Here is a 25,052-nt window from a genome sequence, read left to right as displayed (position 1 = left end):
AAGCTATTTTTTGACGGGGAAATTAAATTCCTGCTAGGATAGCAGCTCTTGATCCGTTAACAGCCCGTCTGCTCTCGGAGCTGCTGGTGCTGAAGTGGAAACAGGGCGGTGATCCTCGCAGCACTTGTGCAACCGCGACGCCTTCGTATAGGGTGGAGCCCTGATAATTGACGCCATCACCGATAACGTGATCGTCATTAAAGCGGAGGCAACGTGGCAGATAAAGATTTAGTCGATTGGAGCGACCTGTCACTCTCCGCCCTGTTCTTCGCGTATCGCAAAGCCAAGGTCGATTGCTTTTATGAGTCATCCATCAGAGTAGCTGAACCTTTCGTCGCTTACGAACAGTCGCTACCTGACAAGCTTGCGGCACTGCTGGTACGACTGCAGGCAGGCGAAGCCGCCACCATATTAACCGAGGGCATCAATCAGCCGATCATCTTTCCCAAACGGCTACATTTTGAGCAACATGTGAGCGAGATGCCAGACGCGGACGCGTCGACGGCGCACGCCTTTTTCTCCGACGCGGAACGGGCCTTCCGACGGTCCACGGATCAGCGAACACCGCTTCCCGAATTCCGGCTCATCGGCGACTTCAGCGTCGAGGCCCATGTGCTATCGGCACTGTGGGTCAACTTGGTCGGCCATAAGTTCGACGCATGTCTGTCCAATCGTGCGCTCGCTTCGCGTGTTCGGCGCTATCGCGCGGACAAGGACCGCAAGTGGGTCGGCGACTATCACCTAGAATCTCTGGGTTCATTTGAGCCCTATTTCGAGCCTTACCGCAAGTGGCGTGATGATGGCCTCAATGCCATGCGCGACGCCATAAAGCGGGAGCAGCCGATTATCGCGATGACGCTTGACGTCGGCAATTTCTATCATAGCATTGACCCCAACTTCTTCGTTGACGCCCGATTTCTAGAATATCTTGGTGTCGAGCTAAGCCCGTTTGAATTGGCGTTCAGTCAGCTAATAAGCGCCGCGCTGAGTGAGTGGTCGGTGCGCTGCCGTGAGAGGCTGTCCGCACTCGGCTGTCCTATCGATACCGAGGAACATGCCGGTATACCTATCGGCTTGTCGGTCGTCCGGGTGATTTCGAATGTGCTCCTCGCGTTTTTGGATCGACAGGTCGAGCGGCAACTATCCCCAATTTACTATGCTCGTTATGTCGACGACCTATTCTTGGTGCTCCACGATAGTGATGACATTAGGTCGCCGAAAGACCTTTGGAAATTTATCACGCAGCGGGTTTCCGCGTTTGACCGGGATTCGACCGGAAACGTTAGGCTAGCGTTGCCCGAATGGGCTGGCAGAACTCACCTGACGTTACAGGCCGCAAAACAAAAGACGTTCTTCTTAAGCGGACGATCAGGCGCCGATTTGCTTGACCATATCGCCTCGCAGATCCGAGAAGTTTCCAGCGAGCGGCGGACGATGCCGCTGCCTGAGCATATCGACAAGTCGCATGCTGCGCGGGCGTTGGCCGCAACCGACTCTGCCGACGACGCCGACAGTCTGCGGCGGGCAGACGGATTGACCCTTCGCCGCCTCGGATGGTCGGTGTTGCTACGCGCAGTAAACACACTGGCGCGAGACCTTCAACCGCAGGATTGGAAACCGCAACGCGAAGACTTTTACGAGTTCTCTCACGAACACGTTATCCGCGCCGACAAGGTGTTGGAGCAGGTCGATCACTTGCCACGATTGCTGTCGTTCGCGGTGTCGCTCGGTGACTGGGCACCGGCGAGACGAGTGTACAAAGAAACCATTGCCGCCGTCTTCAAGCTGCAGGAGTCCACTCAGGCGGCACGGATGAAAATCAATGGGATCTATGCTGGAACTGTGCCACCGGAAGTCTGGAATGACACTCGCGAGCAGGTCACACGCTTCTTTCGCGAAGCGTTGATTCGTGCCTATCCTATTTCATCCACGCCGCCGCGAGCGAGAGCATTCGCAGCTCTGGTCAAAGACTTAGGGCTAACCATGCACGAGCTGACGCAGTTGGCGCGGCGGACGCGTGAGGCAGACTGGGCCAGGATACCTTATCGTGAGCACCTCCGTACCGATGCGGTGACGCAGCCAGCCCAGCAGCCGAACGAGGCATTGCTGGCAGGTCGCTATCAGCACGTCGACTGCCTTCGTCAATTTCTAGAACGCACTGAGCGCAATGCCAGTGGACCACCGCCGCGTCGCGTGGCGCTGTCTGCGCTTCAGGCGGAGGACGATCCAGCACCACGGTCGATTTTGCCGTTCTTATTCCCAACAAGGCCATACACCCCCGAGGAGATTGCGCTCTACTTGCCCGACGAGTGCGTTTTTGACGAGCCTGTCACCGCTGCCCATAAGTGGGCTGATTACACGCGCGCGGTACGTGGAGTTTGGGTGCGCGGCGATCTAGCGGAAGAGCTGGACGCGGAACCGTTTGATGTCGGACATGGGACCGGCGCAGGGAAGAAGCCCGCTCCCGCAATTGCAGCCGACAGCCACAATCGTTCCCTACCGATCATTGTGAAGCACTCAGCGCTAGGCCGCGCCGTAAGGCTGGGACTGACCAGCTTCGAGGTGACCGACAAAAGCTGGGAGGAAGGAGCGGCGGGAAACCCCGACTTGTCGCTGCGGCGATACCGACAGCTCGCAAGCATCGTGAACACCGCAATTCTCACGACACCCAAGCCAGATTATCTGCTTCTGCCCGAACTATCGGTGCCTGAGCGCTGGATTAGTACCATTGCTGGACGTTTGCGTGCCAGCGGGATCAGCCTGATAGCTGGAGTCAATTACGTGCATCATCCAGACAAGCAGATCGACAGCTCGGCGGTACTCGTTTTGACAGATGATCGGCTGGGCTACCCGTCTTCGATCCAAGTACGGCAACGCAAGTCGCTGCCGGCGCCAGGAGAGGAGGAGCAGCTTTATGCCAGTCACGGTCTGAGCTGGGCCCAAGGAACTGACCCCAAGCGGGTGTACCAGCACAACGGGCTTTACTTCGGCATCCTCGTTTGCAGCGAACTCCAAAACATGGGGTATCGGGCAGGTTTTCAAGGCCAAGTTGACTGTCTGATCACACTTTCATGGAACAAAGATCTGGACAGCTTTTCTGCCTTGATTGATGCCGCTGCGCTCGATGTTCATGCCTATATGGCGCTAGTTAATAATCGTCGCTACGGTGATAGCAGGCTGCGACGGCCGGCTAAGAGGTCGTTCGAGCGTGACGTGTGCCGGGTACGCGGCGGGTTAAATGACCAACTGGTAGTCGTGGAGATCGAGCCGACTCGGCTACGCCGGCAACAGAGTCGCGAGAAGCGCTGGTCGCGCGCGACGGACGCTTACAAGCCGGCGCCCGAAGGCTTCAACATCTCCTCGGCGCGTAGGTGTATCCCCGACTAATTGCTGCGCGGTTTGGACGAATGGCAGCTTTTCAGTCGCCAACAATGTTATCGAGAACGAGCCAAATAGGGTGCGTCGCTACCTTCTCCCTGTCTGATGAAATATGGTCTACATTTTGGAGGCAGCCGAACGATTCTGATTGTAGCTTTTTGGGTCTTAATGATGGCAACGGCTGGATTGTCGCTCCTGCAATTACCCTCGAAGACAAAAAGCTGATACCGATTTGCATGGATCGGCGGCCCCGCTAAGCCATGCTCATGGCGTTCGGCGTTTTCATCCATAGGTTTGACTCGATCTACGACGACACGCCAGCGGAGCGTTACCAGTTTCCGGGCCAGTATCTGAGCCGGGCCCAGGCATGTCTCGGTGACTGGATAATCTATTATGAGCCTCGCAAGATTCGAGACACACGCGGCTATTTCGCCGTTGCCAAGATCGAACAGATCGTGCCGGACGCGACGGCACCCGGTATGTATCTCGCGCTGGTGGAGCCGGGCAGCTATCTCGATTTCGCTATGCCGGTCTCCTTCGCGGACGCCGATGGCCAAGTCATAGAGCGTGGCGTTCTCAACGAAGCTGGCAGGATTTCTGGTCGCGCCCAGGCGGCTGTACGATCGCTGTCTCCAGCGGACTTCAGTCGGATCGTATCCGCCGGACTTGACGACATCAGCCCGCTCCTGCCACGCACCGGCGATGTCGGCCTGCCAACCGCCGTGCAGGAGGAGCGCGCGCCCTTCATCTTCGACGAAGCACGCGAACGTGTCGCGACACTGGTTTCGCGGGTCGTGCGGGACCGGGTGTTCCGCCGCATCGTTCTGCGCGCGTATGACGAACGCTGTGCGGTGACCGGGCTGAAGCTGATCAACGGTGGCGGACGCGCCGAGGTCGAGGCGGCCCATATTCTGCCGGTTGAGGCGAACGGTCCCGACATCATCAGCAACGGCATGGCGTTGTCGGGCACGGCGCACTGGATGTTCGACCGGGGCCTGATCGGTTTCGACGACGACATGCGGATTTTGGTGTCGCGCCAGGTCAACGATCCAGACAGTGTCCGCTCGATCATCAACCCGTCTGGAGGCGCGATCCTGCCCGCACATCTGGCAAGCCGGCCGCACCCGGAATTCGTGCGCTGGCACCGAGAGCACCGCTTCAAACAATAGCGGGCATCTTCCCGACTGGTCCGTCGAGGTGGAGTAGTGAGCAGGATGATTTGTTGAGGCGCAATTCCGCAAACGTGAATCCTTCACATTTGCGTGCAACGCCATGCGGCGAGGCGGTTCCAGGACGCCGGGGTCGGCGTCCCCAAGGGCGCGCTGGGGCGCGGCCCGTCGGCGGCTGAGCCCCCTCGGGGAAAATAAGAGGGGGTGATTCACCCCGTGATTCGCGTCCTGTACCATGATGCCGGCAACAGGAGCCCGGCCATGTCGATCCAGCGTCCCCTCGGTCCAATAGGTCATTGTTCCGCACGGCTGCGACTCGCGCTCGCGATCGAAGAGGAAGAAGCGCTCGGTCGCGCGGTGCGCGTCCGTAAGGATGTTCGTGACCAGGTCAAGGACCTGAAGGTCCGTGGCAATCGCTGGTTGCGCTCCCCCAACTTCGCGGTGCCCGGTGCTTTTCATGAACGCTTCGTCTCCGCCGGAGGCAAGGTCACCTTCCATTTCGAATTCCAGGCGATCAGCAAGACAAGCGACGGCGGGTGCCGCATCACGACGCCGGAGGGAAGCAAGCGCTTGGCGGTTGGCGCACCAGCGGCGCATGATGCCTATATCGATCGGCCGGAAGCGGTGGAGGTTACGATCTCTCCGGACGGCTTCGACCGCTATGCCGTGCGGCCATCCGCCACCGAGGCGATCAATGGCGAGCGCGCGGTCTTCACAAATATCTCGCAGGATCCCCAGGAGCGGCAAGCCTATTGGCGTGCCGTGCATCGCCATGAACGCACACCAGGCGCGGACCGGCTGACCCTGGTGCCCGAGAGGGCGTCCCGTGCGGCGTGGCGTGTACTGGCAGATGCACAGGACGTTCCCTGTGCCGTGCGTGACGTGGCAGCAAAATTCGCGAATGAAAGAGGCAAGCGCAGGCCCCATACGGTCCCGCTCGATGATCTGGCGATCGACCGTGTTGCCGCACGCAAGCTGGCGAAGACGCTGGCCAGCATTCTCGGGACCACGAAAGGCAAGCTGCCGGTTCGGCTCTCGGAGGCGCGCGGTGGACGGTCGCAGTATCGGCTGACGGCAGAGTTTCCAGATGGCCTTGATGCCGCTGGTCGGCGGGCGGTGACCGAAGCGATGTGCGCAGAACTGGAAGAAATCGGCATGATGTACGTCGCGGCGATCCATGCGCCCGATCACCATAATGACCGCCGCAATCATCATCTGCACATCGCCTGTCATGACCGACCGGCCAGCAGGATGGGGGACCGATGGGACTTCGAGATCGCCGAGCCGGTTGAGGGTCAGCATGAACGGGTGCGTTATCCGTACGCGCAGAAGAAGATCGCGGAATGGTCGCGAGACAGCGATGGGGGAAATTATCGCGCCTATGGCACCGCTTCGATCGCCGACATGCGCCGCTTCTTCGCCGAGCGGTGCAACGAAGAGCTCGACCGGTTGGGAGTTACTCGCCAGCTCCATCCGGGTGATCTCCGCTCGCTGGGTTGCGAGCGCCAGGCGCAGAAGCCGCTTGGCACCCGCGCGGCTCCACTCGACGCGGTCGGCGTGTTGACCGGCCGCGGCATCGAGAACGCCGAGATGCTCTGGTCCGCGCTGCTACGCGAGGCGTGGACCGCAGCCGAGGAGCGGGCGAAAGCCCGGGCGGACCTTCGGCGTCGGCTGCTAGAGGCGGAGCGCCTCTGCGCGGAAGGATCGGTCATTGATCAGGCACGGATGGCCTCCATCCGCGATCTGATCGTCCGGTTCGATGCGGCCAACGTGGTCCTGCAACAGCATGATGCCGAATGCGCCGAGTATGACGTCACGCTCACCATGGCACGGGCTCGGCCGGACAAGACGATCGCCGTATGCCGCCGGATACTGGAGGCTATCGAGGGCGGGACGGCGGACCGGGCGGAGCAGCGAGCGAAAGGAGCGATCGTCGCGCGCGCAGACGAGGCAGAGGCATTTCTTGCTGGCATCACTGCGATCGAGCGAGACCATGCCCCGGTCCTGACTGGGCATCGAACCGCCGTCGCGAAGGCACAGGCGGCGATCGACGAGATCACGTCAGCGGCCACGGCACTGAAGGAGCGCCGGGAGCCTCGGCGCGCGTCCAAGGCCGCCCGCCTGGACGCGCGGGCGACGCTTGATGCGCTGTTCGACAGGATCATGAAGGACGACGTCCCTGTCCTGCCGCCGGAGGGGGGAGTGACCGAGTATCGGGTGCCCGGTATAACTCGTGCTGAATTCACTGCCCTGACCACGCCCGCACTGATGGAAATGGCGCAGAGGCGTCTCGCCGCTTTCGCCGACCTCCAGGCCAAACGGATGATCGCCGCAGCAACAGACGTGGCAGCGGTAGGCTTGGACAGCCTGAGACTCGCCGCCGCAGATGGTGATGTGAGTGCGGCGCGAACGCTGAAACATGTTCGCGCCTATGGCGAGCATCCCATCTATCAGCGCGCCCTGGCAGAGAAGCGGACTGTCGAGCCAGTCATCGCCGTCGGTACATCGGAAACCGGTCGTGGCTGGCGCGATTGGATCGGAGGGCTGCTGGGCCGTAACCCGCCGATCCAATCGCGTAGGCCGCTCGAGCCGGCGCGGCCGCATCCGATGCCGGAACCGGCGAAGGATGCGGCGCGATCCCAGCGCGAGGAGGCCGTGGCAGCGCTAGCCGCCGCGCTGTTCTCCGAACCTGCCCTGCGGGTCGTCGAAGGGGAGCATGGGCTCGTCATCGACGCTACCCACGCTCCCGACTGGCGGTTTGCCGCCAACGCCTTCGCCGACGAGCCTGCTGTCGCCCATGCGATGCGGCGGCGTCATGCGTCGCCGTGGCTTAACCACAGCGTCGCTGAGCGAAACCGCCTGCTGGCCGACCTGCGCGCTGCCCTGATGAGCGCCGCCCGGTCTCCACTCCGGAAGGTCGGGAAAGAGTGGGAGGTCGACCTCGCCGACGAACGGCTCGCCACCCTCGTCACCGCGTGGCGTGGGTACAGGCGCCTGGAGGACCTGCTCGCCGACGTCGATCGTCAGCGGCACGGATCCGGGACCGACCGATACGTCGTGGTGGAGTCCATCGGCGCCAGTGTCAGCGATGACGTGGTCAGCCGCGCCGGCGATCTCGTCGTCAGCCATAGCGACATGCCGAGCGACGATCTCGCCACCGTCATCACCGACTGGCGGGGACGTGACCGTGGGCGCTAGATAGCGCTTCACAGTCGCCGCGCTAATGCCGAAATGGCTGGCGGTGGCGGACAGGCTCGCCGCGTTGGCCACGCGCCAGGCGGCGACGCTGGCGGGGTCCGCCTTGAGCGGCCGCCCCAGGCTGGTCTTGCCCCGGTGCGTACGACCGGTGGCAGCGAGCGACTGTTTCGCGACGTCCAGCCCGGCCCGGGTACGGGCGCGGATGGCCTCGCGCTCCATTTCCGCGATCTGCGCCAGCACCGCGAGAATCAGGAGCCCCGCGCCCGACGTGATCGAACCGAGCCCGCACACCACGACCTCGACGCCCTTGTCCATGAGCGCGCGGACCGTCGCCTGGATGTCCAGGGCATCACGGCCCAGCCGATCGATGGCGGACACGTGCAGCCTGTCGCCCTCACGGACATAGCCGAGCATCGCAGAGAAGCCCGGCCGGCTCCGGGCCAGGACCGAGCCGCTGACGCCCTGGTCTTCGAACTCCTTGTCGAAGGGACGGCCCATCGGCCCGGCCAATGCGCCGCGTTGCGCCGCGATCGTCTGGCCTCCGGTCGACACGCGGTAGTAGGCAATATCACTCATTCTTTTTCATCCTGGGGTGAAAGGTACCCCAGCACTTCCAAACCTAGCTCAATTGCCTTCTTCCTACCTTCTGCACCCAAGCCGACGCTGTTCGAAGTCCTGGTGCAAAAGCTCCAAGTTCTGAACAGCGTCGCACGGGCAGCAAGCCTCAGCGCCTTGGCAGCTGGATCATGGGCTGGCCCCGCATCTTGGCCCAGTATCTCGCCGTCTGCTCCTTCATCAGCGTCTGGAACTGAAAGTTACCAACGCGCTCAACGGAGATACCGAACGCGCGTGCGGTTCGGGCGCGGCTGGCCTTGTTGTCGACGATCCAGCGGCAAACAGCCTCTCGAAGCGCGTCGTCGGCATACGCACGGGCTTGGCGGCGGTCTGCGTCGACCTGCTTTGCATTCAGTCTCATCTTTTCCTCCAAAGGATAGTTGCTCCTTTGAAGATCCCATCCTCGCCGCAGGCAGAGCCTTCACTCCCCTCCTGTGGTTACCGCGACGCGTGCATCACAGAACGGAGGGGTCACCTTCTCTGGGTAAGGTGTAGAGGACCGGGTGGCAGCTGAATGGGCACGGCGGTCCTGCAACCAGGCTCGGGAAGCTAGAAAGCAAACGAAATCGTGCACCAGCGCAAAGGGGTTTGCAGGGTCTCAGGGCTGACCTGTTGGATCATGCCGAACGGGCGTGACGCCCCCATCCGTCAGCGACGCGCATCGGACGCAGGTCGGATTAGAGAGGAGGTGGGGTGTAGTCGTTGGACCCGAGTCCTTCGCCTCCACCCCACCTCCCTCTATATCTGAAACGAATCTTTCGTTTTCCTTAACGCCGTCGCCGTTTTGCGACGAACGGTGGCGGCCTATCATCGGCCGTCGATCGTCATATCCCCTTAAGCCCGTGCCCTTAGAACCGCGCATCAAAGGGAGAATGACAGATGACCGATGAAAGCTGGATGGTTCGGGCGCGCAAGGGAGACTATCGGGCGATCGATGCCGCGTCGCAGAACCGCCAGATGGACTATGCCGTGGATGGCCTGATGCCAGCGACCGGTGCGACCATATGGTTCGGAGCCGGATCGACCGGGAAGACGCAGCTACTGCTCTGGATGGCCGCCCATATGGCCGCGACCGGAGATGCCGCACCCCGCCAGTGGCTCGGTGCTGACCTTGGCGTTCGCGGGAACATCCTCGTCCTGACCGCAGAAGATTTGCGGGAGCATCTTCTGCTGCGCATCGGCTCGATCGCACGCCGCCTGATGCGGGAGAACGGCGGTACCGAGGAGGATGCCGTCGCTCTATGCCAGCGCATCCACGTCATGGCGTTCCTGAGCATGACGCAAACCGAGTTCCCGGAGCCGAACGCGTGCCTTTTCCAGCACGGTCCTGGCGGCCGCTGGCAGCCAAGCCCGGTTCTGAACGGCATCGAGGCCTTTCTCGACGAGTGGAACAAGCAAGTCGAGGAGGACGGACGGCCGGAGGATCGCATCGTGGGCGTCATCCTCGACTCTGCGGTATCGATGGCAGGCTTCGAGTTAGCCAACTCGGAGGCGGCCACGAACTTCCTCTTCCATCTGAACAGACTGTCGTACCGGCAGAAGATGTTCTGGGCGGTGATCGGTCATACGCCCAAGGATGCCGCTCGGAAGACCGAGGACGCCGCGATCGAACGACTTCGTGGATCCGCCATGTGGTCTACCACGCCACGCTCGGTGGTCGAAGTTCGGCTCGCCGGAGCGTCCGAAAACCTCGAGACAGTCCGCGCCGTTCATCCGGGTCTGACGGACCGCGATGTCGTCATCGTCGAAGTGGCCAAGGCGAACTCGCTCGGGGCGGATCTTCGACCTCGCGCGCTGCTGCGGCGCAGGGAGGACGGCGCCTATGACCACATCACGGCCGACTTCCCAGGCATCTTCGGTACGGCGTTGCTCCAGCCACGAGGCAAGAAGGGCCTGCATACGGAGGAACTCCGGAAAGCAGTGCTCTCGCTTCTGGCATCCTTCGACGGTGGCAAACCCGACACGGTCATCGAACGGGATGCGCTTCGTGCCGCATTCAACACGACGAAGGCCTCCTGTGCGGTCCTGACCACGATCACCGACGAGGTAGACGGGGAGAAGGCGAAAACGCCAGGCACTCTGGCCAGGGAGCTGGCGCTGATAAGCAAGGACGGCTTGATCGATACGCGCCGGGGCAAAATCCGGATCGTCAACCTCGGCTTCAACCTACCGGAGCCGATTGCAGAGGCTGCTGAATAGCACCGCTGTACTGGCTCATAGGATCGTCCGTATGTGGCCTCTAAAGTTGCCAAACTGGTAATTACGGGCCATAAATGGACAATGATGTATGCGCCGAGCGAAATCTCTGTCGAAATCGGCCAGAAGGTCCAGCGCCGCCGACTGGCGATGAACCTGACACAGGTCGATGCGGCAGCCCGCGCCGGGGTCTCCTATCGCACTTGGCGGCGCCTGGAGGCCGAGGGCAAGGCGTCGATCGACGACCTCGTCCGCGCGGCCGTGGCGCTACGGTGCGAGCAGGATCTGTTCGCTCTCTTCCCGGAGCCGGTGGCCAGTTCGATGGATGCCCTGCTGGAGCAAAACCGGATGACCGAACGCACCGCGCCGAAGCGCCGCCGCCGGGCCGCGTCGAGGGCCACGTCGTGAAGCTGAGGCCGGGGGCACCGCTAGGGCTCGCACTGGCATTCGACGATGCCGCGCCCGCTGCGCCAGCTGGCCGGGTCGTGATGGCCAGTGGTGTCGCCCAGCTCGAATGGTCGCCCGACGTCATCCTCAGCGACTTGCCCGTCGCCCCGCTGCTCTATCCTCCGGAGCCGGGCCTGCATGCTGCACGGAGTCGGTCCTTCGGCGGGCTGCACGGCTTCCTGGCGGACAGCCTGCCAGATGCTTGGGGACGGCTGCTGCTGCGGCGTCGCCTCGCCAGGATCGACGTCCAGTTCGACACGCTGAACCCAGTCGATCAGTTGGCCATCATCGGCGCAGGTGGCCGTGGCGCGCTGGTCTATCAGCCAGCCACCACACCCGACGACGCGATCGGAACGATCGACCTCGATGCCCTGGCCGAGGAATCGCGGCTGCTTCTCGCCGGAGACGAGGGCGCGCTGACCGATACGCTGGCGGCGCTGGGCGGCGCATCGGGCGGGGCTCGTCCCAAGGTCCATGTCGGCTTCGCCCCCGATGGCGCAATCAGCGTCGGCGAGGCCGCGGAGGGCCATGACGCCTGGATCGTCAAGTTCCGCGCGACCGGCGACCCGATCGACATCGGCCCGGTCGAGGAAGCCTATGCGCGCATGGCCCGGACAGCCGGACTGACGATCGCGGAGTCCCGCGTCCTGCCCGAGCGCGACGGGCCTGGCTATTTCGCGACGCGCCGCTTCGACCGACCGGCCCCCGGACGCCGGCTGCACATGGTATCCCTCGCCGGGGCAGCCGAAGCCCCGTCCGAGATGCCGAGCCTCGACTATGACGGATTCCTGCGCGCCACCCTGGCGATCACCCGCCATGCCGGCGACGTCGAACAAGCCTTCCGCCGCATGGTCTTCAACGTCCTGGCACACAACCGCGACGATCACACCCGGCAGCACAGCTATCTGATGGGACCGAGCGGCGAGTGGCGGCTAGCCCCGGCCTATGACCTCACCTTCTCGGTCGGTCCAGGCGGCGAACACTATCTGGCAGTCGAAGGCGAAGGCCGCACGCCGACCCGCGCGCACGTCCTCGCACTGGGCCGTCGCCATGGACTCTCGGATCGCGTCATCACCCAGATCATCGACCGGACGCGCGGCGCGCTGGCCGAATGGCCCGTCATCGCTGCCGATGTCGGCGTCACCGTCTCACAAAGGGAGATCGCGGATCGTCTAAAGGCCACCGACGACCGCTTCGGATGAGAAGAAGGCCCTGCACGTGGGGGTAACCCACGCCAGGAAGGAAAAGACATGACGAGCATCGACGCGGACGCCGGCGGCACCGTCGCGATGACCCCGGGGACCGGCTCGGTCCTCCCCCAGGATATGACCGACGCGGCAACCGCCGACGCCATCCTGCAGCTCGACCGCAAGATCGCCCGCGCGATCCAGACGAACCGGGGCATCAACCTGAAGTCGGAGGATCTCGACCTCCTCACCCTGGTAGGCGCAGTAAAACTGATCGGAGAGGCGCGAAGCGAAATCCTAAAGGAAAAAGCGCAGTGCCGTCACCGGAAGACCTCTATCGCCGCGGCGAATTCTACCTCGATCGAGTCCGTGGCAAGGACGGCGAGGTCGTCAGCCCGAACCTCTACATCTGCTGGTACGATCCGGTCACCGGCCGGATGCAGCGGCGCAGCACGCGCACGGCTGATCTTCGCCTAGCGGTCGAGGTGCTCGACCGTCACTATCTGGCGTTCCACCAGCCTGCTGACGACGACAAGGTAGCCTACACGGTCCATCAGGCGATGACCGACTATTGGACGCTGCACGGCGCCGGGCAGGCCAGCGCCGACGCGATCCGCGCCCGGCTGAAACTGGTGAACCGGTTCATCGACCATGAGATCGCGATCGGTGTACTGCGTGAACCCGTGCTGCCGACGGTGCTGGACGCCGAATGGCTGATGCGTTTTCGAAAATGGGGGACCGAGATCGATCCCGTGACCCAGCGGCGGCGTGACCCGGAGACCGGCGAATGGACCGTGTCGACACGCAAACGGGCGAAGTCGACGGTCGAGGAGAGCATCATCCAGCTGAAGGCAGCCTTGCGGTTCAACGTGAAGCGCATGGAGGCGGTGCCCGAACTGAAGCACCTGCCCCGCGCCGCCGTGACGCCGGAGCGCAACTTCCGCCTCTCGCTCGAGCAGATCGCCGAGATGCTCGACTATACGGCGGAAGGAGACCCGGAGCTCAGCCCGGCGCATCCGGCACGACTGATGCCACTGCGCCGCTACCTGATCGGTGCGATCTGCACGCTAGCGCGGCCGGACGCGCTCTACGATATCTCGGTGCGGCCCGACCGGCAGCAATGGCACCGCGACGCCGGCGTACTCGACCTCAACCCAGCGGGGCGGATCCAGACGCGCAAAAACCGACCGGCGCTCCCCGTCACATCACTTCTGGCGAACTGGCTGGAGGCGACGGAGGATCGGCTGGTCTGTCATGAAAGCGTGTTCGAGGACGATGAGGACCGTTGGGTGGTCCAGCGGCCCGTCGCGGACATCAAGAAGGCGTGGAGAGTCATGGCGGATCAGTTCGGTGTACCGGTCGGCTTCGGCCCCAAGCTGATGCGCCACAGCATGGCGACCCTGATCGCACAGCGCGGCGTCTCGCAACAGGAGATCCCGCTGGCGCTGGGCACGTGGTGCTGCCCCCGTCGACGCGGCGTTACGTGATCTTCAGCCCGGCTTATCTCTCCGAGACCCGGCAGGCGCTGGAGGACATCGCCTCCGAGCTGGCGCGGAAAATGTCGACGCCGCTCCACGCAAAACACACGCAAGTCGGTCCCGATGGACGGCGGCGGTGGGTGTGATGGCCGGTCGCTTTCACGCCATCGCTATCGGTCCCAATCCGCTGGCGCAGCCGCCCTAGCGCGTCCGAGGACCCCGTGAGCCCGGATGTTCCACTCGGCATGACACGCAAAAGGCACGCAAAACCGCGACGCGCAACTCGGGGGACTAAAAACCAAAAACCCCGCTAAGCCGAAGGCCTAGCGGGGTTTTCGATGGTGGGCGTGGCAAGGATTGAACTTGCGACCCCTGCGATGTCAACACAGTGCTCTACCACTGAGCTACACGCCCGCCGGAGGTGGCGCATTAGCCGGGGTGTTTCGGGTGCGCAAGTCCTAAATCGCTCCGGTGCTAAATTGTGCCGCCGGCATGATCGGCCTCGAAAAGCCGGTCGACCTCCATCACCAGGTCGCGCAGGTGGAAGGGTTTGGACAGGACCCGGGCGTTGGGCATCGCCTGGCCGGCCTTGAGCGTGACCGCGGCGAACCCGGTGATGAACATCACCCGCAGGTCCGGCACCATCTCGCCCGCGCGCTGGGCCAGTTCGATGCCGTCCATTTCCGGCATCACGATGTCGGTCAGCAGCAGATCGAACCGTTCGGTCTGCAACAAGGGGATGGCGGCGGTGCCGCGGTCCACCGCAGTGACCGCATAGCCCGACTTCTGAAGCGCGCGGGTCAGATATTCGCGCATGATCTGGTCATCTTCGGCCAGCAGGATTTGGATCATCATTGGGCCCCGGTGAAACTCGGCCCCTCTTAGGGGAGGGCCCCTTAATATTTCCAGAGCGATTGCGGCAGCGTACGGTCGCGCCTAGCGTGACGGGCGATGGCGAGCCCTTCCTTCGAGCGCCTTGATGCGATGCCGGGCGACCGGAATTTTGCGCGACGGGGCCCGGTGATCCTGTCGGTGCCGCATGCCGGGCGCGACTATCCGCCCGCGCTGGACGAGGCGTTGCGTGTGCCGGCGGCGGCGCTGCACCTGCTGGAGGATCGCTTCGTCGACATGGTGGCGCGCGCCGCGCGCGATCGGCAGCCGACGCTGATCCAGACGGTGCCGCGTGCCTGGATCGACCTCAACCGCAGCGAGCAGGAGCGCGATCCCAAGGTTGATGCGGGCGCCGACTGGACGACGCAGCCGCGTGCCTCGGCCAAGTTGCGCAGCGGATTGGGGTTGGTGCCGCGGCGGACGGGGGCGGCGGGCGATCTGTGGCGGCGGCGGTTTTCAGGTACGGAGGTGGAGGCGAGGATCGTGGCGGACCACCGGCCCTATCATGCGGCGCTGGCCGGGTTGCTGGAGGGGGCGCGGGAACGGTTCGGGGTGGCGGTGCTGCTCGATCTGCACTCGATGCCGCCGCTGGGGACGGGGGAGGGGGCGAGGGTCGTCCTGGGGGACCGGTTCGGCAAGGCGGCGGGGGCGCGGTTCGTGGCGCGGGCGGAGGAGGAGGTGCGGCGCTGCGGCGTGCCGGTGGCGATCAACACGCCCTATGCCGGCGCCCATATCCTGGAGCGGCACGGTGCGCCGGCCCGCGGCATTCATGCCATCCAGCTGGAACTGGATCGCAGCCTGTATCTGGACGCGGCACTGGATCAGCCGGGGCCGGGGTTCGGAGAGACGGCGGCGCTGGTCGCGCGGGTGTTGTCGGCACTGGCGGACGAGGCGCTGTCCGCCGCATGCCAGATGGCCGCCGAATAAAAAAACCACCCCGCGCATTGGTGCGCGAGGTGGCCAAGGTTCAGGGAGGAGACACGCTGAAAGCGTGTCATACGACACCGCGAAAGGGGGGACACGGCGTCGTACAGGGTATAAATAGGCGAGCCGGCTTTTGGTTCAACCCCGCCGCGCACGATCCGTCATTTTTCCGTCACGCCCCGGCGCCGGCAGCGGGCGCGCCATGATATCGTCTCGCAGGATCAGATGGCGGCGGGTGTACGTCCCTGCCGGTAGCTTCAGTCAGCGGTGTCAGCGGCGTGCCCGGGATCGATAAGAGACAGCGCGATACGGCCGATCGCCCCCTGTATCGTCATCCCGCCGCCGGGCAGGGCGCCCGCCAGCGCATTGAGGAAGACGCCGATCACCGGACTGGCGATCATCGGTGCAGCGATCGTCCGGTGAAGCCCAGTCGCGACCATGGGGTGGCGACTGGACCGGTGATCGGCGTCTTCGATTTCCTGAAAGAGCCGCCTTTACTGAGCCGGCTGGAACTGCGGCTGCGGCTGCTTGCCCTGCTGAACCTGACGGGCAAAGAGGTCGCGCATCAGGGACAGGGAGAACAGATGGGCGTAGAGCAGCGGCAGCATGCCCGACTGGCTCATCTTGCGCAGCTGATCGCCACGCATGTCGACCAGCTTCTCTTCATTGATCATCTGGAAGCCGCGATAGACGAAGGGCTGCGCGGCGCCGTCCGGCTGGATGGAGACTTCGCCGTCCATCAGCAGGTCCATTTCCTGCAGTTCCTTCATAAAGTTCTGCGTGCGGGCGCCCGCCTGCTCGAACGACTCGGCGAATTGCAGGATGTTCTGCGTCAGCTGCGACGGCTGATTGCCCTCGAACAGCGCCTCGCCCTCGTCGAACGCGCCGATCGTCGGCGAGGTCGGGTCGAAGCACAGCGACAGCTCCTCCGCCTCGGGACGCAGGCGTGCCAGCATGTAGGGATAGCGGCGGACATAGGCGGGAACGTAGAAGCTGGTCTCGTTCAGCTTGCCGTCCTCGTCGACGAAGACGTTCACGCCCTCGTTCAGGCCCATCAGCGCCAGCGGGATCGCCTCCGGACCGACCGAGAAGACGATCGGCATGAAACGCTGCACCAGCGGGAATTCGTCCACGGTCACGGGGATCGCATGCTGGCCGACCAGGAAGGGCGCGGTATCCTGCGGGCGCACCTTGTAATTGGCATGAACCTCGCTCGAAAGCGGTTCGAGGCCATTGTAGAAAAGCGGAAGCGACGGCGCGCTGGCCATGAAGACTCTCCAGAAGATGAAACGGCGGCGGCGAGCCGCGCGCGACCTGCCGGTGTCTATGGGGCCTTGGGGTCAGGTGCAAGCGCGACCAGTTTGCCCGGGTTCAGCAGCCCGGCCGGATCGACCGCGCGCTTGATCGCCGCCAGCGTCGCCACGCGGGCGGGGGACAGCCGGGCCAGTTCGTCGCGCTTCATCTGGCCGATGCCGTGTTCCGCCGAGATCGACCCGCCCCAGGCGACCACCAGGTCATGGACGAAGCGGGTGATTGCCGGCGCCTGTTCCGCATAGAACCGGTCGCGATCGGTGCCGGGGGCGCTGCGGACATGGAAATGGATGTTGCCGTCGCCGAGATGGCCGAAGCCCGATGCATGGGTGCCGGGGAAGCGGGCATCGCAGGCGGCGGCCGCCTCGATCATGAAGCGCGGCATCGCGTCGACGGGAACGGACAGGTCGTGCTGCGTCGCCGGCCCCAGCGCGCGCTCCGCATCGGACAGCGAATCGCGCAGCCGCCAGAAGCCCTGCGCCTGCGCCTCGCTGGCGGCGATCACCGCGTCGGCGATGACATTGGCCTCCAGCGCGCGGGCGAGGAGCGTTTCCAGGAGGTGCGACGGCGGCTCGCCCCGCGCATCCGCCGCGGTCGCCTCGATCAGGATGTGCCAGGCGTGATGGCCGGCGAGCGGCGGACGGGCGCCGGGAACATGCGCCACCGCCGCGGCCAGCGTTTCGGCGGGCATGATCTCGAAACTTTCGATCGCGTCGGTCGCGGCCTGCAGGCGACGGAGCAGCGCCAGCCCGTCCGCCGGGCTGGCCACCCCGACCCAGGCGGTCGCCGCCTGCGCGATGGCGGGCACCAGATGCAGCGTCGCGGCGGTGACGACGCCCAGCGTCCCCTCCGCCCCGATCAGCAGCTGGTCGAGATCATAGCCGCGATTATCTTTTTTCAGAGCGGACAGGCCGTCATGGATCGTGCCGTCGGGCAGCACCGCTTCCACGCCGGCGACCAGCCCCCGCATCGTGCCGAACCGCAGGACCTGCGTCCCCCCCGCATTGGTCGAGACCAGTCCGCCGATCGTGGCATTGCCGCGCGCGCCCAGCGTCAGCGGGAAGCGCCGGCCTTTGGCGAGCGCCGCATCGTGCAGGTCGGCCAGGATCACGCCCGCCTCCGCCACCGCCAGCCCTGCGGCGGCATCGATGTGGCGGATCCGGTTCATCCGGCGCAGCGACAGGATCAGCGCGCTGCCGTCGGCCGGGGGTGTCGCGCCACCGACCATCGAACTGTTGCCGCCCTGCGGGACGAGGGGCACGCCGTGCGCGGTGGCGGTCGCCAGGATCGCGGCGACATCGTCACGCGTCGCGGGCGCCAGGATCGCGGGCGCATGGCCGTGGAAGCGACGGCGCCAGTCGGTTTCCCACGGCGCGATCGCGTCGCGATCGGTGATGATGGCTTTGGCGTCCAGCAGCGGGCGAAGCGCGTCGATCAAGCGGGTTTGCGCAGGGGTCATGACGGTCGCGGATTTAGGTCGAGTTCATGAGACGTTCAACGATCGGGCTTATGCGGAAGTCATCTTGTCATGATTCGCCCACCGATTCGCCTTCTTGCCGCGCTTGCCACACCTGCCCTGATCGGGGCGGCGGATGGTCCGCATGTGCGGGTGACGCAGATGACGGTGCGCGAGCGGATCGTGGTGCGGGTGCCGCGCGTCGGCATGGCGATGCGCCAGCCGATGGCACCGGCGAAGTGGAAGGAGCGCAAGGGGCCGAAATGCATTGCGGCCTCCACCCTGGCCGGCGCGTTGGTGAGCGAGACGGGCTCGGTCGATCTGGTGCTGACCGGTGGCAGCAGGGTGCGCGCCAAGCTGAGCGGCGAATGCCGGCAGCTCGACTTCTATTCCGGCTTCTATCTGCGGCCCGCGCCCGACGGGCGTGTCTGTGCCGACCGGGACGCGATCCGCATGCGATCGGGCGCGGCCTGCGAGATCGACCGGTTCCGGACGCTGGTTCCCGCCAAGTGATCTCGTGCCGCGCGGCGGCAAAGCTTGACAAATCGGCTGAAATCCGCGAGCGCGCGACGAACGTGTGCATGGGGCCGTGTCGTCCCCCCAGCGCCATTATTTCCGGACCCCTGCATGAGCTTTGCCGATCTCGGCCTATCCGACGAACTTCTCCAAACGGTGACGGATGCCGGTTATACCGAGCCGACGCCGATCCAGGCGTCCGCCATCCCGTCGGTGCTGATGATGCGCGACATCATCGGCATCGCCCAGACGGGGACCGGCAAGACGGCATCGTTCGTGCTGCCGATGATCGACATTCTGGCCCAGGGGCGCAGCCGGGCGCGCATGCCGCGCTCGCTGATCCTGGAGCCGACGCGCGAACTGGCCGCGCAGGTGGCCGAGAATTTCGAGAAATATGGCGCGAACCACAAGCTGTCGATGGCGCTGCTGATCGGCGGCGTGTCGATGGGCGACCAGATCAAGGCGCTGGAAAAGGGCGTCGACGTGCTGATCGCGACGCCCGGGCGGTTGATGGACCTGTTCGGGCGGGGCAACATCCTGCTGACCGGCTGTTCGATGCTGGTCATCGACGAGGCCGACCGGATGCTCGACATGGGGTTCATCCCCGATATCGAGGAAATCTGCACCAAGCTGCCCAAGCAGCGCCAGACGCTGTTGTTTTCCGCAACGATGCCGCCGCCGATCAAGAAGCTGGCGGACAAGTTCCTGGAAAATCCCAAGACGATCGAGGTCGCGCGCGCGGCGACCACCAACGCGAACATCACCCAGTGGGTGGTGCCGGTCGCGGCGCAGGCGTCCGAAAAGCGCAAGCGCCTGCGCCAGGTGTTGCAGCAGGAGGGGATGCGCAACGCAATCATCTTCTGCAACCGCAAGACGACGGTGCGCGAACTGAACAAGTCGCTGAAGCGGCATGGCTTCCGCTCCGGCGAGATTCATGGCGACATGGAGCAGCCGCAGCGGCTGGCCGAACTGGACCTGTTCAAGCGCGGTGACGTGAACATCCTGGTCGCCTCCGACGTCGCGGCGCGCGGACTGGACATCAAGGGTGTCAGCCATGTCATCAATTTCGACGCGCCCTGGCATCCCGACGATTATGTGCACCGCATCGGCCGCACCGGTCGCGGCGGCGCGACGGGCATCGCCTTCACCTTCGTGACGCCGGACGATGCCGACAACATCGCCAATATCGAGAAGCTGACCGGCCAGAAGATCGCGCCGCTCGACCTGCCGCCCGCGGCCGAGGAAGAGGAGCGTCCCAAGCGTGTCCGGCGCGAGCGGCCTGCGCGCGAGGATCGGCCCCGTGAGGATCGTTCGGCGCGTGAGGAACGGCCCCGCGAGGACCGCCCGGTGCGTGACGATCGCCGCGAGGACGGCGAACGGCCCCCAGCGGAGGCACCCGCCTATCGCGGCGAGGATCGTCGCCCGCCGCGTGATGAACGCCGTGATCGCCGCCCGCGCCGCGACGAGCGCGACGAGGGGCCCGATGACGGTTGGAACGGACCGATCCCGGAATTCCTGATGGTCTCGCTCAACCGGTAAGCGATTTCGAGGCGTTTCGTGCCGTTGGACGACATCCTCAGCTTTACCGTGCCACAGCCGGTCAGCCTCGCCTCGCCGTGCGTGAACATATGCCGGATGGACCAGAGCACCGGATGGTGCGTGGGATGTGCGCGGACGATCCGCGAAATCTCGAACTGGAGCGCCAAGCCGGCGGAGGAGCGCCGGGCTATCCTGGCTGCGCTGCCCCCGCGCAAGGCGGCCCTGGCCGCCCGCGCCAAGGCGTCCTGACCGGCACTCAGCCGGCGTCGGCCTTTGCCGGCATCAAGGCATCGTCGATCTCGCTCGCGCGGCGATGCGCCGGGCGATCCGCGATCCGCGCGATATAGGCCATGAACGGTGCCGACTTCGGCAGCAGGCCGAACCCGGTGTACCACATCAGGCTCGACCCGACATACACGTCCGCCGCGCTGAAGCGGTTGCCGGCGATATAGTCCCGGTCCTTCAGCATCGATTCCAGCGTTCCGGCGGTCAGTTCGAGCGTGCCGTAGCCAGCCATCTGCTGCTGCCGCGCATCCGGCTCCACGCCCATCGACCGGTTGGTGATCGCCGCCTCCAGCGGACCGGCGCCGAAGAACAGCCAGCGATAATAATCGGCGCGCTCGGCCGGTGCCGGCGCCAGCCCCGCTTGTGGAAAGGCATCCGCCAGATAGGCGCAGATCGCCGCCACCTCGGTCACCACCATGCCCTGATGGACGATCGCCGGCACCTTCATCATCGGATTGATCGCGCGGTAGGCATCGTTCTTCATCGTCGTGCCATAGTCCAGCACAACCGTTTCATAGGGGGCGCCGACCTCTTCGAGCATCCACCGGGCAATGCGCCCCCGCGACATGGGGTTGGTGTAGAGCGTGAGATCGGCGGCCATTGGTGCTGCTCCTGATTCGTTGGAACAGGAGTGGAACATCGATGCCGCTACCGGTCAAGCCGGGCATGGAGGAAGCGGGTCGTGCGATCCCAGGCGAGCGCCGCCGCCGCCGCGTCGTAACGCTGTGCCGACGTGTCGTTGTTGAACGCATGATCCACGCCGGGATAGGTGAACGCCTCGACCGATTTGCCGGCGGCCTTGAGCGCGGCGACCCAGGGCTCGCCGGTGGCGTTCACCCGCGCATCCTTGCCGGCATAATGCAGCATCAGGGGCGCCGACACGCGCGCGGCCTCCGCCGGATCGGGTGCGGGACCGTAATAGGCGATACCCGCAGCCAGGGCCGGACCCGCCGCGACCGCGAGCCGGTTCACGAACGCGCCGCCCCAGCAGAAGCCGACCGCGCCGACCTTGCCCGTGCCGGTCCGCTGCGTGGCCGCACGCGCGATAAAGGCGCGGGCCTGTTTCAGCGCGAGATCATAGTCGAGGGTGCCGATCATCGCGCGGGCCTTGTCCTCGTCGGCAGGCGTGCCACCCTGCGGCGCGAGGAAGTCTGGGGCGATCACGCGAAAGCCGGCCAGGGCCAGGCGGCGCGCGACATCCTGGATATGCGGGGTCAGGCCGCGATTCTCGTGGATGACCAGGACGTAGCCGAGTTTCGCCTTTGGCTGGCGGGGGGCTGCGAAATAGGCGATCGAGGGGGCGCCGCCCTCGGTACCGACGCTGCGATCGGTGACGAGGCGGGGGTCCTTGGGATCAATCTGTGCGGCGGCGGCGGGACTGGCGGCGATCGACAGGATCAGCGCCTCCGCCGCGGTCGCCGATCCGGCGAGCAGCGTCATCTGGCGCAGCAGGGTGCGGCGATCGTGATGCTCGTGGGTGAAGGCGTCGTAGATCTCGACGGCGCGGTCGCGAAGATCGGTCATGCGGCAACTCCCATGATGCGGTCCGTGATCGGTGGAGGTTACGCAGCGGGATCATCTGTGCCAAGGGAGCGCAAGATTGTTTCTTCGGCTGGTGACACCGACCCGAGATCGGGCACCAGCCGAGGGGAGACCGTGAGAGGAGTAGCAGCGTCCCCATGACCACCGACCTGATCGTCGAGACGAGCGGCGCCGTCGGGCGCCTGCGACTGAACCGGCCCAAGGCCCTTCATGCGCTGAACGCCGGGATGTGCCAGGCGATATTGGACGCGCTGGAGGACTGGCGCGGCGATGCCAGCATCCGCGCGGTGCTGATCGACCATGCCGAGGGCAGGGGGTTTTGCGCGGGCGGCGACATCCGCCTGCTGAGCGAAAGCGGTGCCGGCGACGGCGCGGCGGCGCGGGCGTTTTTCCACACCGAATACCGGATGAACCACCGGCTGTTCACCTATGCCAAGCCGATCGTCGCGGTGATGGACGGGATCACCATGGGCGGCGGCGTGGGCGTGGCCCTGCCATGCGCCAAGCGCATCGCGACGGAGAATACGCGCCTTGCCATGCCGGAAACCGGGATCGGCCTGTTCCCGGACGTCGGCGCGGGCTGGTATCTGTCGCGCCTGCCGGGGCGGATCGGACAGTATCTGGCGCTGACCGGCCACCGGTTGAACGGTGCGGAATGCTGCGCGCTGGGCCTTGCGACTCATTACATCCCGTCCGCCGATCTGGACGAGGCCAAGCGGCATATCCTGGCCGATCCGACCGCGCTGGATGCGATCCTTTCCGACCTGTCGGTGCCGGCGCCGGAGGCGGAGATTCTGGCGCATCGCGGCGATATCGACCGGTTGTTCGCGGCGGACACGCTGGAGGACATAGCGGCCGCGCTGGCGGCGGATGGCGGGGCATGGGCACGCCAGCAGCAGGAGTTGCTGGCGACGAAATCGCCCCAGGCGATGAAGGTATCGCTGCGTCTGTTGAGGGACGGCGCCGAGATGGCGAGCTTTGCCGATGAGATGGTGCAGGAATATGCGGTCGCGACGCGGGTCGTGCAGCGGCACGACTTTCTGGAGGGCGTACGCGCGGTGATCGTGGACAAGGATCATGCGCCGCGCTGGAACCCCGCCACCCCCGATGCCGTGACCGATCACGTGATCGACCAGATTTTTGCGCCACTGCCCCCGGCAGAGGCATGGACCCCCGCCTGACGGAGTATAGCCGATGTCCGAATACCAGACCCTTATCATCGAGCAGCGCGGCGCGGTGACGCTGGTGACGCTGAACCGGCCGGAGGCGCTGAACGCGCTCAACGCGCAGGTGCTGGCCGACCTGCTGGCCGCGATACGCGCCTTCGATGCCGACGATAGCCAGGGCTGCGCGGTCATCACCGGCAGCGCCAAGGCGTTCGCGGCGGGGGCCGACATCAAGGAAATGCAGGCGATGGACTTCGCCGCCATGTATGGCAGCGACCATTTCGCTGGCTGGGACGTGTTCACGCGCACCCGCAAGCCGGTGATCGCGGCGGTCGCGGGCTATGCGCTGGGCGGCGGATGCGAGCTGGCGATGATGTGCGACTTCATCCTGGCCGCCGACACCGCCAAGTTCGGCCAGCCCGAGATCAAGCTGGCCGTGACCCCCGGCATGGGCGGATCGCAGCGGCTGGCGCATGCGGTGGGCAAGGCCAAGGCGATGGAGATGTGCCTGACCGGCCGGATGATGGATGCCGAGGAGGCCGAGCGCGCCGGGCTGGTGGCGCGGATCGTGCCGGCCGCCGATCTGGTCGAGGAGGCGGTGAAGACCGCCGCGACCATCGCCGGCATGGCACCGCTGGCGGTCAAGGCGAACAAGGAAATGGTCAACGCCGCATTCGACATGGGGCTGTCGCAGGGCGTTCAATTCGAGCGGCGCCTGTTCCATGGCCTGTTCGGCACCGCCGACCAGAAGGAAGGCATGAACGCCTTTGTGGAGAAACGCCCCGGCAACTGGCAGGGTCGCTGACACGTACATCCACCCGCTGAAGGCGGGGGATAGCGAGAGGAACTGGAGCAATGGCACGCATCGCCTTTATCGGACTGGGCAATATGGGCGGCGGCATGGCCGCGAATCTGGCGAAGGCGGGGCATGACGTGCGCGCGTTCGACCTGTCGGCCGAGGCGCTGGCGCGCGCCGGCGAGGCGGGATGCCTGGCCGTGGATAGCGCCGCCGCAGCGGTCGACGGGGCGGAGGCGATCGTCACCATGTTGCCGGCCGGCACCCATGTCGAGCGCGTCTACACCGAGGCGGTGCTGCCCCATGCCAGTCCATCGGCGGTGTTGATCGACTGTTCGACGATCGACGTCGCGACGGCGCGCCGGCTGGCGGAGATCGCGGCCGGCCGCGGCTTCCTGGCGGTGGATGCGCCGGTATCGGGCGGTATCGCCGCGGCGAATGGCGGCACGCTGACCTTCATGGTGGGTGGCACCGAACAGGCGTTCGCCGCCGCGCAGCCGATCCTGGAGGCGATGGGCAAGGCGGTGATCCATGCCGGGGCGAGCGGCGCGGGGCAGGCCGCCAAGATGTGCAACAACATGATCCTGGGCGCGACGATGATCGCGACGTGCGAGGCCTTTGCGCTGGCCGATCGGCTGGGGGTCGATGCGCAGACCTTTTACGACATCGCCAGCGTGTCGTCGGGCCAAAGCTGGTCGATGACAACCTATTGCCCGGTGGCCGGCGTCGGTCCCGTAAGCCCGGCCGACCGCGACTTTCAGGGCGGGTTCGCCGCGGCGCTGATGCTGAAGGACCTGCGCCTTGCCATGGCGGCGGCGGGCGAGGCGGGGGCGACGGTGCCGATGGGCACGCGCGCAACCGAACTCTACGAAGCGTTTGTCGAGCGCGATGGGCAGGCCACAACCGATTTCTCCGGGATCATTCGCACCTTGGCCTGAGCGCGAAGAGCGGCGTAAGG

22 protein-coding genes, 1 tRNA gene and 1 pseudogene are annotated in these 25,052 nt (G+C 65.1%); 15 read left to right on the top strand and 9 right to left on the bottom strand.

Translation table 11 applies throughout. The features are described 5' to 3' along the window. Positions 1–213: 213 nt before the first annotated feature. The 3 genes from GQR91_RS02765 (at position 214) to GQR91_RS19455 (ending at position 7,745) form a co-directional block, all read left to right on the top strand. Complete coding sequence (locus GQR91_RS02765) at positions 214–3,387, top strand: RNA-directed DNA polymerase (protein WP_149681073.1); 3,174 nt, start codon at positions 214–216, stop codon at positions 3,385–3,387. A 257-nt stretch (positions 3,388–3,644) separates the two neighbouring features. Beyond that, on the top strand, positions 3,645–4,547 hold the full coding sequence (locus tag GQR91_RS02760; RefSeq protein ID WP_149681072.1) for an HNH endonuclease: 903 nt from the start codon (positions 3,645–3,647) through the stop codon (positions 4,545–4,547). Between the two features lie 261 nt (positions 4,548–4,808). Further along, on the top strand, positions 4,809–7,745 hold the full coding sequence (locus GQR91_RS19455) for a MobA/MobL family protein (protein WP_149681071.1): 2,937 nt from the start codon (positions 4,809–4,811) through the stop codon (positions 7,743–7,745). A 174-nt stretch (positions 7,746–7,919) separates the two neighbouring features. Here GQR91_RS19455 and GQR91_RS19450 read toward each other — a convergent pair. Both GQR91_RS19450 and GQR91_RS02745 read right to left on the bottom strand, forming a co-directional pair. Then, a pseudogene (locus GQR91_RS19450) lies at positions 7,920–8,321 on the bottom strand (recombinase family protein); the annotation flags it as partial. 148 nt (positions 8,322–8,469) lie between these two features. Then, positions 8,470–8,721 (bottom strand): hypothetical protein, encoded by a 252-nt coding sequence (locus GQR91_RS02745; protein ID WP_149681069.1) that lies wholly within the window; start codon positions 8,719–8,721, stop codon positions 8,470–8,472. A 518-nt stretch (positions 8,722–9,239) separates the two neighbouring features. Between GQR91_RS02745 and GQR91_RS02740 the strand changes: the two genes are divergently transcribed. The 5 genes from GQR91_RS02740 to GQR91_RS02720 all read left to right on the top strand — a co-directional run bounded on the left by GQR91_RS02740 (position 9,240) and on the right by GQR91_RS02720 (position 13,677). Continuing rightward, on the top strand, positions 9,240–10,559 hold the full coding sequence (locus GQR91_RS02740; protein ID WP_149681068.1) for an AAA family ATPase: 1,320 nt from the start codon (positions 9,240–9,242) through the stop codon (positions 10,557–10,559). Between the two features lie 81 nt (positions 10,560–10,640). Continuing rightward, the gene (locus GQR91_RS02735) at positions 10,641–10,964 is read left to right on the top strand and encodes a helix-turn-helix domain-containing protein (RefSeq protein WP_149681067.1); all 324 of its coding nucleotides are present in this window, start codon (positions 10,641–10,643) and stop codon (positions 10,962–10,964) included. Next, positions 10,961–12,205 carry a type II toxin-antitoxin system HipA family toxin gene (locus tag GQR91_RS02730; protein WP_149681066.1) on the top strand — a complete coding sequence of 415 codons (1,245 nt, stop codon included), beginning with the start codon at positions 10,961–10,963 and terminating at the stop codon, positions 12,203–12,205. Before GQR91_RS02735 ends, GQR91_RS02730 begins: the two co-directional genes overlap by 4 nt. A gap of 48 nt (positions 12,206–12,253) precedes the next feature. Beyond that, a complete protein-coding gene (locus GQR91_RS02725) occupies positions 12,254–12,667 on the top strand; it encodes a hypothetical protein (protein WP_149681065.1) in 414 nt (137 codons plus the stop codon). 8 nt (positions 12,668–12,675) lie between these two features. Then, a complete protein-coding gene (locus tag GQR91_RS02720; RefSeq protein ID WP_249042509.1) occupies positions 12,676–13,677 on the top strand; it encodes a hypothetical protein in 1,002 nt (333 codons plus the stop codon). A 330-nt stretch (positions 13,678–14,007) separates the two neighbouring features. Here GQR91_RS02720 and GQR91_RS02715 read toward each other — a convergent pair. Both GQR91_RS02715 and cpdR read right to left on the bottom strand, forming a co-directional pair. Next, positions 14,008–14,082 (bottom strand) — tRNA-Val (locus tag GQR91_RS02715). Positions 14,083–14,142: 60 nt separating this feature from the next. Beyond that, complete coding sequence (cpdR, locus tag GQR91_RS02710; protein ID WP_149681470.1) at positions 14,143–14,520, bottom strand: cell cycle two-component system response regulator CpdR; 378 nt, start codon at positions 14,518–14,520, stop codon at positions 14,143–14,145. Positions 14,521–14,619: 99 nt separating this feature from the next. Between cpdR and GQR91_RS02705 the strand changes: the two genes are divergently transcribed. Continuing rightward, entirely contained in the window at positions 14,620–15,486 is an 867-nt protein-coding gene (locus GQR91_RS02705; protein WP_149681064.1) for an N-formylglutamate amidohydrolase, read from the top strand. A 254-nt stretch (positions 15,487–15,740) separates the two neighbouring features. On the opposite strand, the gene GQR91_RS02700 is transcribed toward GQR91_RS02705, so the two are convergent. The 3 genes from GQR91_RS02700 to GQR91_RS02690 form a co-directional block, all read right to left on the bottom strand. Further along, the gene (locus GQR91_RS02700; protein WP_160146725.1) at positions 15,741–15,884 is read right to left on the bottom strand and encodes a hypothetical protein; all 144 of its coding nucleotides are present in this window, start codon (positions 15,882–15,884) and stop codon (positions 15,741–15,743) included. A 93-nt stretch (positions 15,885–15,977) separates the two neighbouring features. Next, positions 15,978–16,751 (bottom strand): SapC family protein, encoded by a 774-nt coding sequence (locus GQR91_RS02695; protein ID WP_149681063.1) that lies wholly within the window; start codon positions 16,749–16,751, stop codon positions 15,978–15,980. A gap of 56 nt (positions 16,752–16,807) precedes the next feature. Continuing rightward, the gene (locus GQR91_RS02690) at positions 16,808–18,253 is read right to left on the bottom strand and encodes an FAD-binding oxidoreductase (protein WP_149681062.1); all 1,446 of its coding nucleotides are present in this window, start codon (positions 18,251–18,253) and stop codon (positions 16,808–16,810) included. Positions 18,254–18,322: 69 nt separating this feature from the next. Here GQR91_RS02690 and GQR91_RS02685 point away from each other — a divergent pair, with 69 nt between their 5' ends. The 3 genes from GQR91_RS02685 (at position 18,323) to GQR91_RS02675 (ending at position 20,554) form a co-directional block, all read left to right on the top strand. Next, positions 18,323–18,763 carry a hypothetical protein gene (locus tag GQR91_RS02685; protein ID WP_112381355.1) on the top strand — a complete coding sequence of 147 codons (441 nt, stop codon included), beginning with the start codon at positions 18,323–18,325 and terminating at the stop codon, positions 18,761–18,763. 114 nt (positions 18,764–18,877) lie between these two features. Then, positions 18,878–20,305 (top strand): DEAD/DEAH box helicase, encoded by a 1,428-nt coding sequence (locus GQR91_RS02680; RefSeq protein WP_149681061.1) that lies wholly within the window; start codon positions 18,878–18,880, stop codon positions 20,303–20,305. Between the two features lie 24 nt (positions 20,306–20,329). Next, entirely contained in the window at positions 20,330–20,554 is a 225-nt protein-coding gene (locus GQR91_RS02675) for a DUF1289 domain-containing protein (RefSeq protein ID WP_211368559.1), read from the top strand. Between the two features lie 7 nt (positions 20,555–20,561). Here the strand turns inward: GQR91_RS02675 and GQR91_RS02670 are convergent, their stop codons facing one another. Both GQR91_RS02670 and GQR91_RS02665 read right to left on the bottom strand, forming a co-directional pair. Beyond that, positions 20,562–21,191, bottom strand: coding sequence for a glutathione S-transferase family protein (locus GQR91_RS02670; RefSeq protein ID WP_149681060.1), 630 nt, complete (start codon positions 21,189–21,191; stop codon positions 20,562–20,564). 47 nt (positions 21,192–21,238) lie between these two features. Beyond that, on the bottom strand, positions 21,239–22,114 hold the full coding sequence (locus tag GQR91_RS02665) for a dienelactone hydrolase family protein (protein WP_149681059.1): 876 nt from the start codon (positions 22,112–22,114) through the stop codon (positions 21,239–21,241). A 155-nt stretch (positions 22,115–22,269) separates the two neighbouring features. Here GQR91_RS02665 and GQR91_RS02660 point away from each other — a divergent pair, with 155 nt between their 5' ends. From GQR91_RS02660 to mmsB, 3 genes are read left to right on the top strand one after another with little or no spacing between them, the layout of a single operon-like run. Continuing rightward, a complete protein-coding gene (locus GQR91_RS02660; protein ID WP_149681058.1) occupies positions 22,270–23,313 on the top strand; it encodes an enoyl-CoA hydratase/isomerase family protein in 1,044 nt (347 codons plus the stop codon). Positions 23,314–23,326: 13 nt separating this feature from the next. Next, positions 23,327–24,103, top strand: a complete 777-nt coding sequence (locus GQR91_RS02655; protein WP_149681057.1) for an enoyl-CoA hydratase — start codon at positions 23,327–23,329, stop codon at positions 24,101–24,103. A 50-nt stretch (positions 24,104–24,153) separates the two neighbouring features. Then, positions 24,154–25,032 (top strand): 3-hydroxyisobutyrate dehydrogenase, encoded by an 879-nt coding sequence (mmsB, locus tag GQR91_RS02650; protein WP_149681056.1) that lies wholly within the window; start codon positions 24,154–24,156, stop codon positions 25,030–25,032. Positions 25,033–25,052: the final 20 nt, after the last annotated feature.

Origin of the sequence: Sphingomonas carotinifaciens, assembly GCF_009789535.1 — a bacterium.
In the GTDB taxonomy this organism is placed as follows: Bacteria; Pseudomonadota; Alphaproteobacteria; order Sphingomonadales; family Sphingomonadaceae; genus Sphingomonas; species Sphingomonas carotinifaciens.
Note: the sequence above shows the minus strand (reverse complement) of the source record. Positions and strands in the feature narration are given on the sequence as shown.

Excerpts from the sequence above, each read along its gene's own strand:
- GQR91_RS02760 (WP_149681072.1), top strand. The coding sequence starts at position 3,645 with ATGGCGTTCGGCGTTTTCATCCATAGGTTTGACTCGATCTACGACGAC.
- GQR91_RS19455 (WP_149681071.1), top strand. The coding sequence starts at position 4,809 with ATGTCGATCCAGCGTCCCCTCGGTCCAATAGGTCATTGTTCCGCACGG.
- GQR91_RS02745 (WP_149681069.1), bottom strand. The coding sequence starts at position 8,721 with ATGAGACTGAATGCAAAGCAGGTCGACGCAGACCGCCGCCAAGCCCGT.
- GQR91_RS02740 (WP_149681068.1), top strand. The coding sequence starts at position 9,240 with ATGACCGATGAAAGCTGGATGGTTCGGGCGCGCAAGGGAGACTATCGG.
- GQR91_RS02735 (WP_149681067.1), top strand. The coding sequence starts at position 10,641 with ATGATGTATGCGCCGAGCGAAATCTCTGTCGAAATCGGCCAGAAGGTC.
- GQR91_RS02725 (WP_149681065.1), top strand. The coding sequence starts at position 12,254 with ATGACGAGCATCGACGCGGACGCCGGCGGCACCGTCGCGATGACCCCG.
- cpdR (WP_149681470.1), bottom strand. The coding sequence starts at position 14,520 with ATGATCCAAATCCTGCTGGCCGAAGATGACCAGATCATGCGCGAATAT.
- GQR91_RS02705 (WP_149681064.1), top strand. The coding sequence starts at position 14,620 with ATGGCGAGCCCTTCCTTCGAGCGCCTTGATGCGATGCCGGGCGACCGG.
- GQR91_RS02700 (WP_160146725.1), bottom strand. The coding sequence starts at position 15,884 with ATGATCGCCAGTCCGGTGATCGGCGTCTTCCTCAATGCGCTGGCGGGC.
- GQR91_RS02695 (WP_149681063.1), bottom strand. The coding sequence starts at position 16,751 with ATGGCCAGCGCGCCGTCGCTTCCGCTTTTCTACAATGGCCTCGAACCG.
- GQR91_RS02690 (WP_149681062.1), bottom strand. The coding sequence starts at position 18,253 with ATGACCCCTGCGCAAACCCGCTTGATCGACGCGCTTCGCCCGCTGCTG.
- GQR91_RS02685 (WP_112381355.1), top strand. The coding sequence starts at position 18,323 with ATGATTCGCCCACCGATTCGCCTTCTTGCCGCGCTTGCCACACCTGCC.
- GQR91_RS02680 (WP_149681061.1), top strand. The coding sequence starts at position 18,878 with ATGAGCTTTGCCGATCTCGGCCTATCCGACGAACTTCTCCAAACGGTG.
- GQR91_RS02670 (WP_149681060.1), bottom strand. The coding sequence starts at position 21,191 with ATGGCCGCCGATCTCACGCTCTACACCAACCCCATGTCGCGGGGGCGC.
- GQR91_RS02665 (WP_149681059.1), bottom strand. The coding sequence starts at position 22,114 with ATGACCGATCTTCGCGACCGCGCCGTCGAGATCTACGACGCCTTCACC.
- GQR91_RS02660 (WP_149681058.1), top strand. The coding sequence starts at position 22,270 with ATGACCACCGACCTGATCGTCGAGACGAGCGGCGCCGTCGGGCGCCTG.
- GQR91_RS02655 (WP_149681057.1), top strand. The coding sequence starts at position 23,327 with ATGTCCGAATACCAGACCCTTATCATCGAGCAGCGCGGCGCGGTGACG.
- mmsB (WP_149681056.1), top strand. The coding sequence starts at position 24,154 with ATGGCACGCATCGCCTTTATCGGACTGGGCAATATGGGCGGCGGCATG.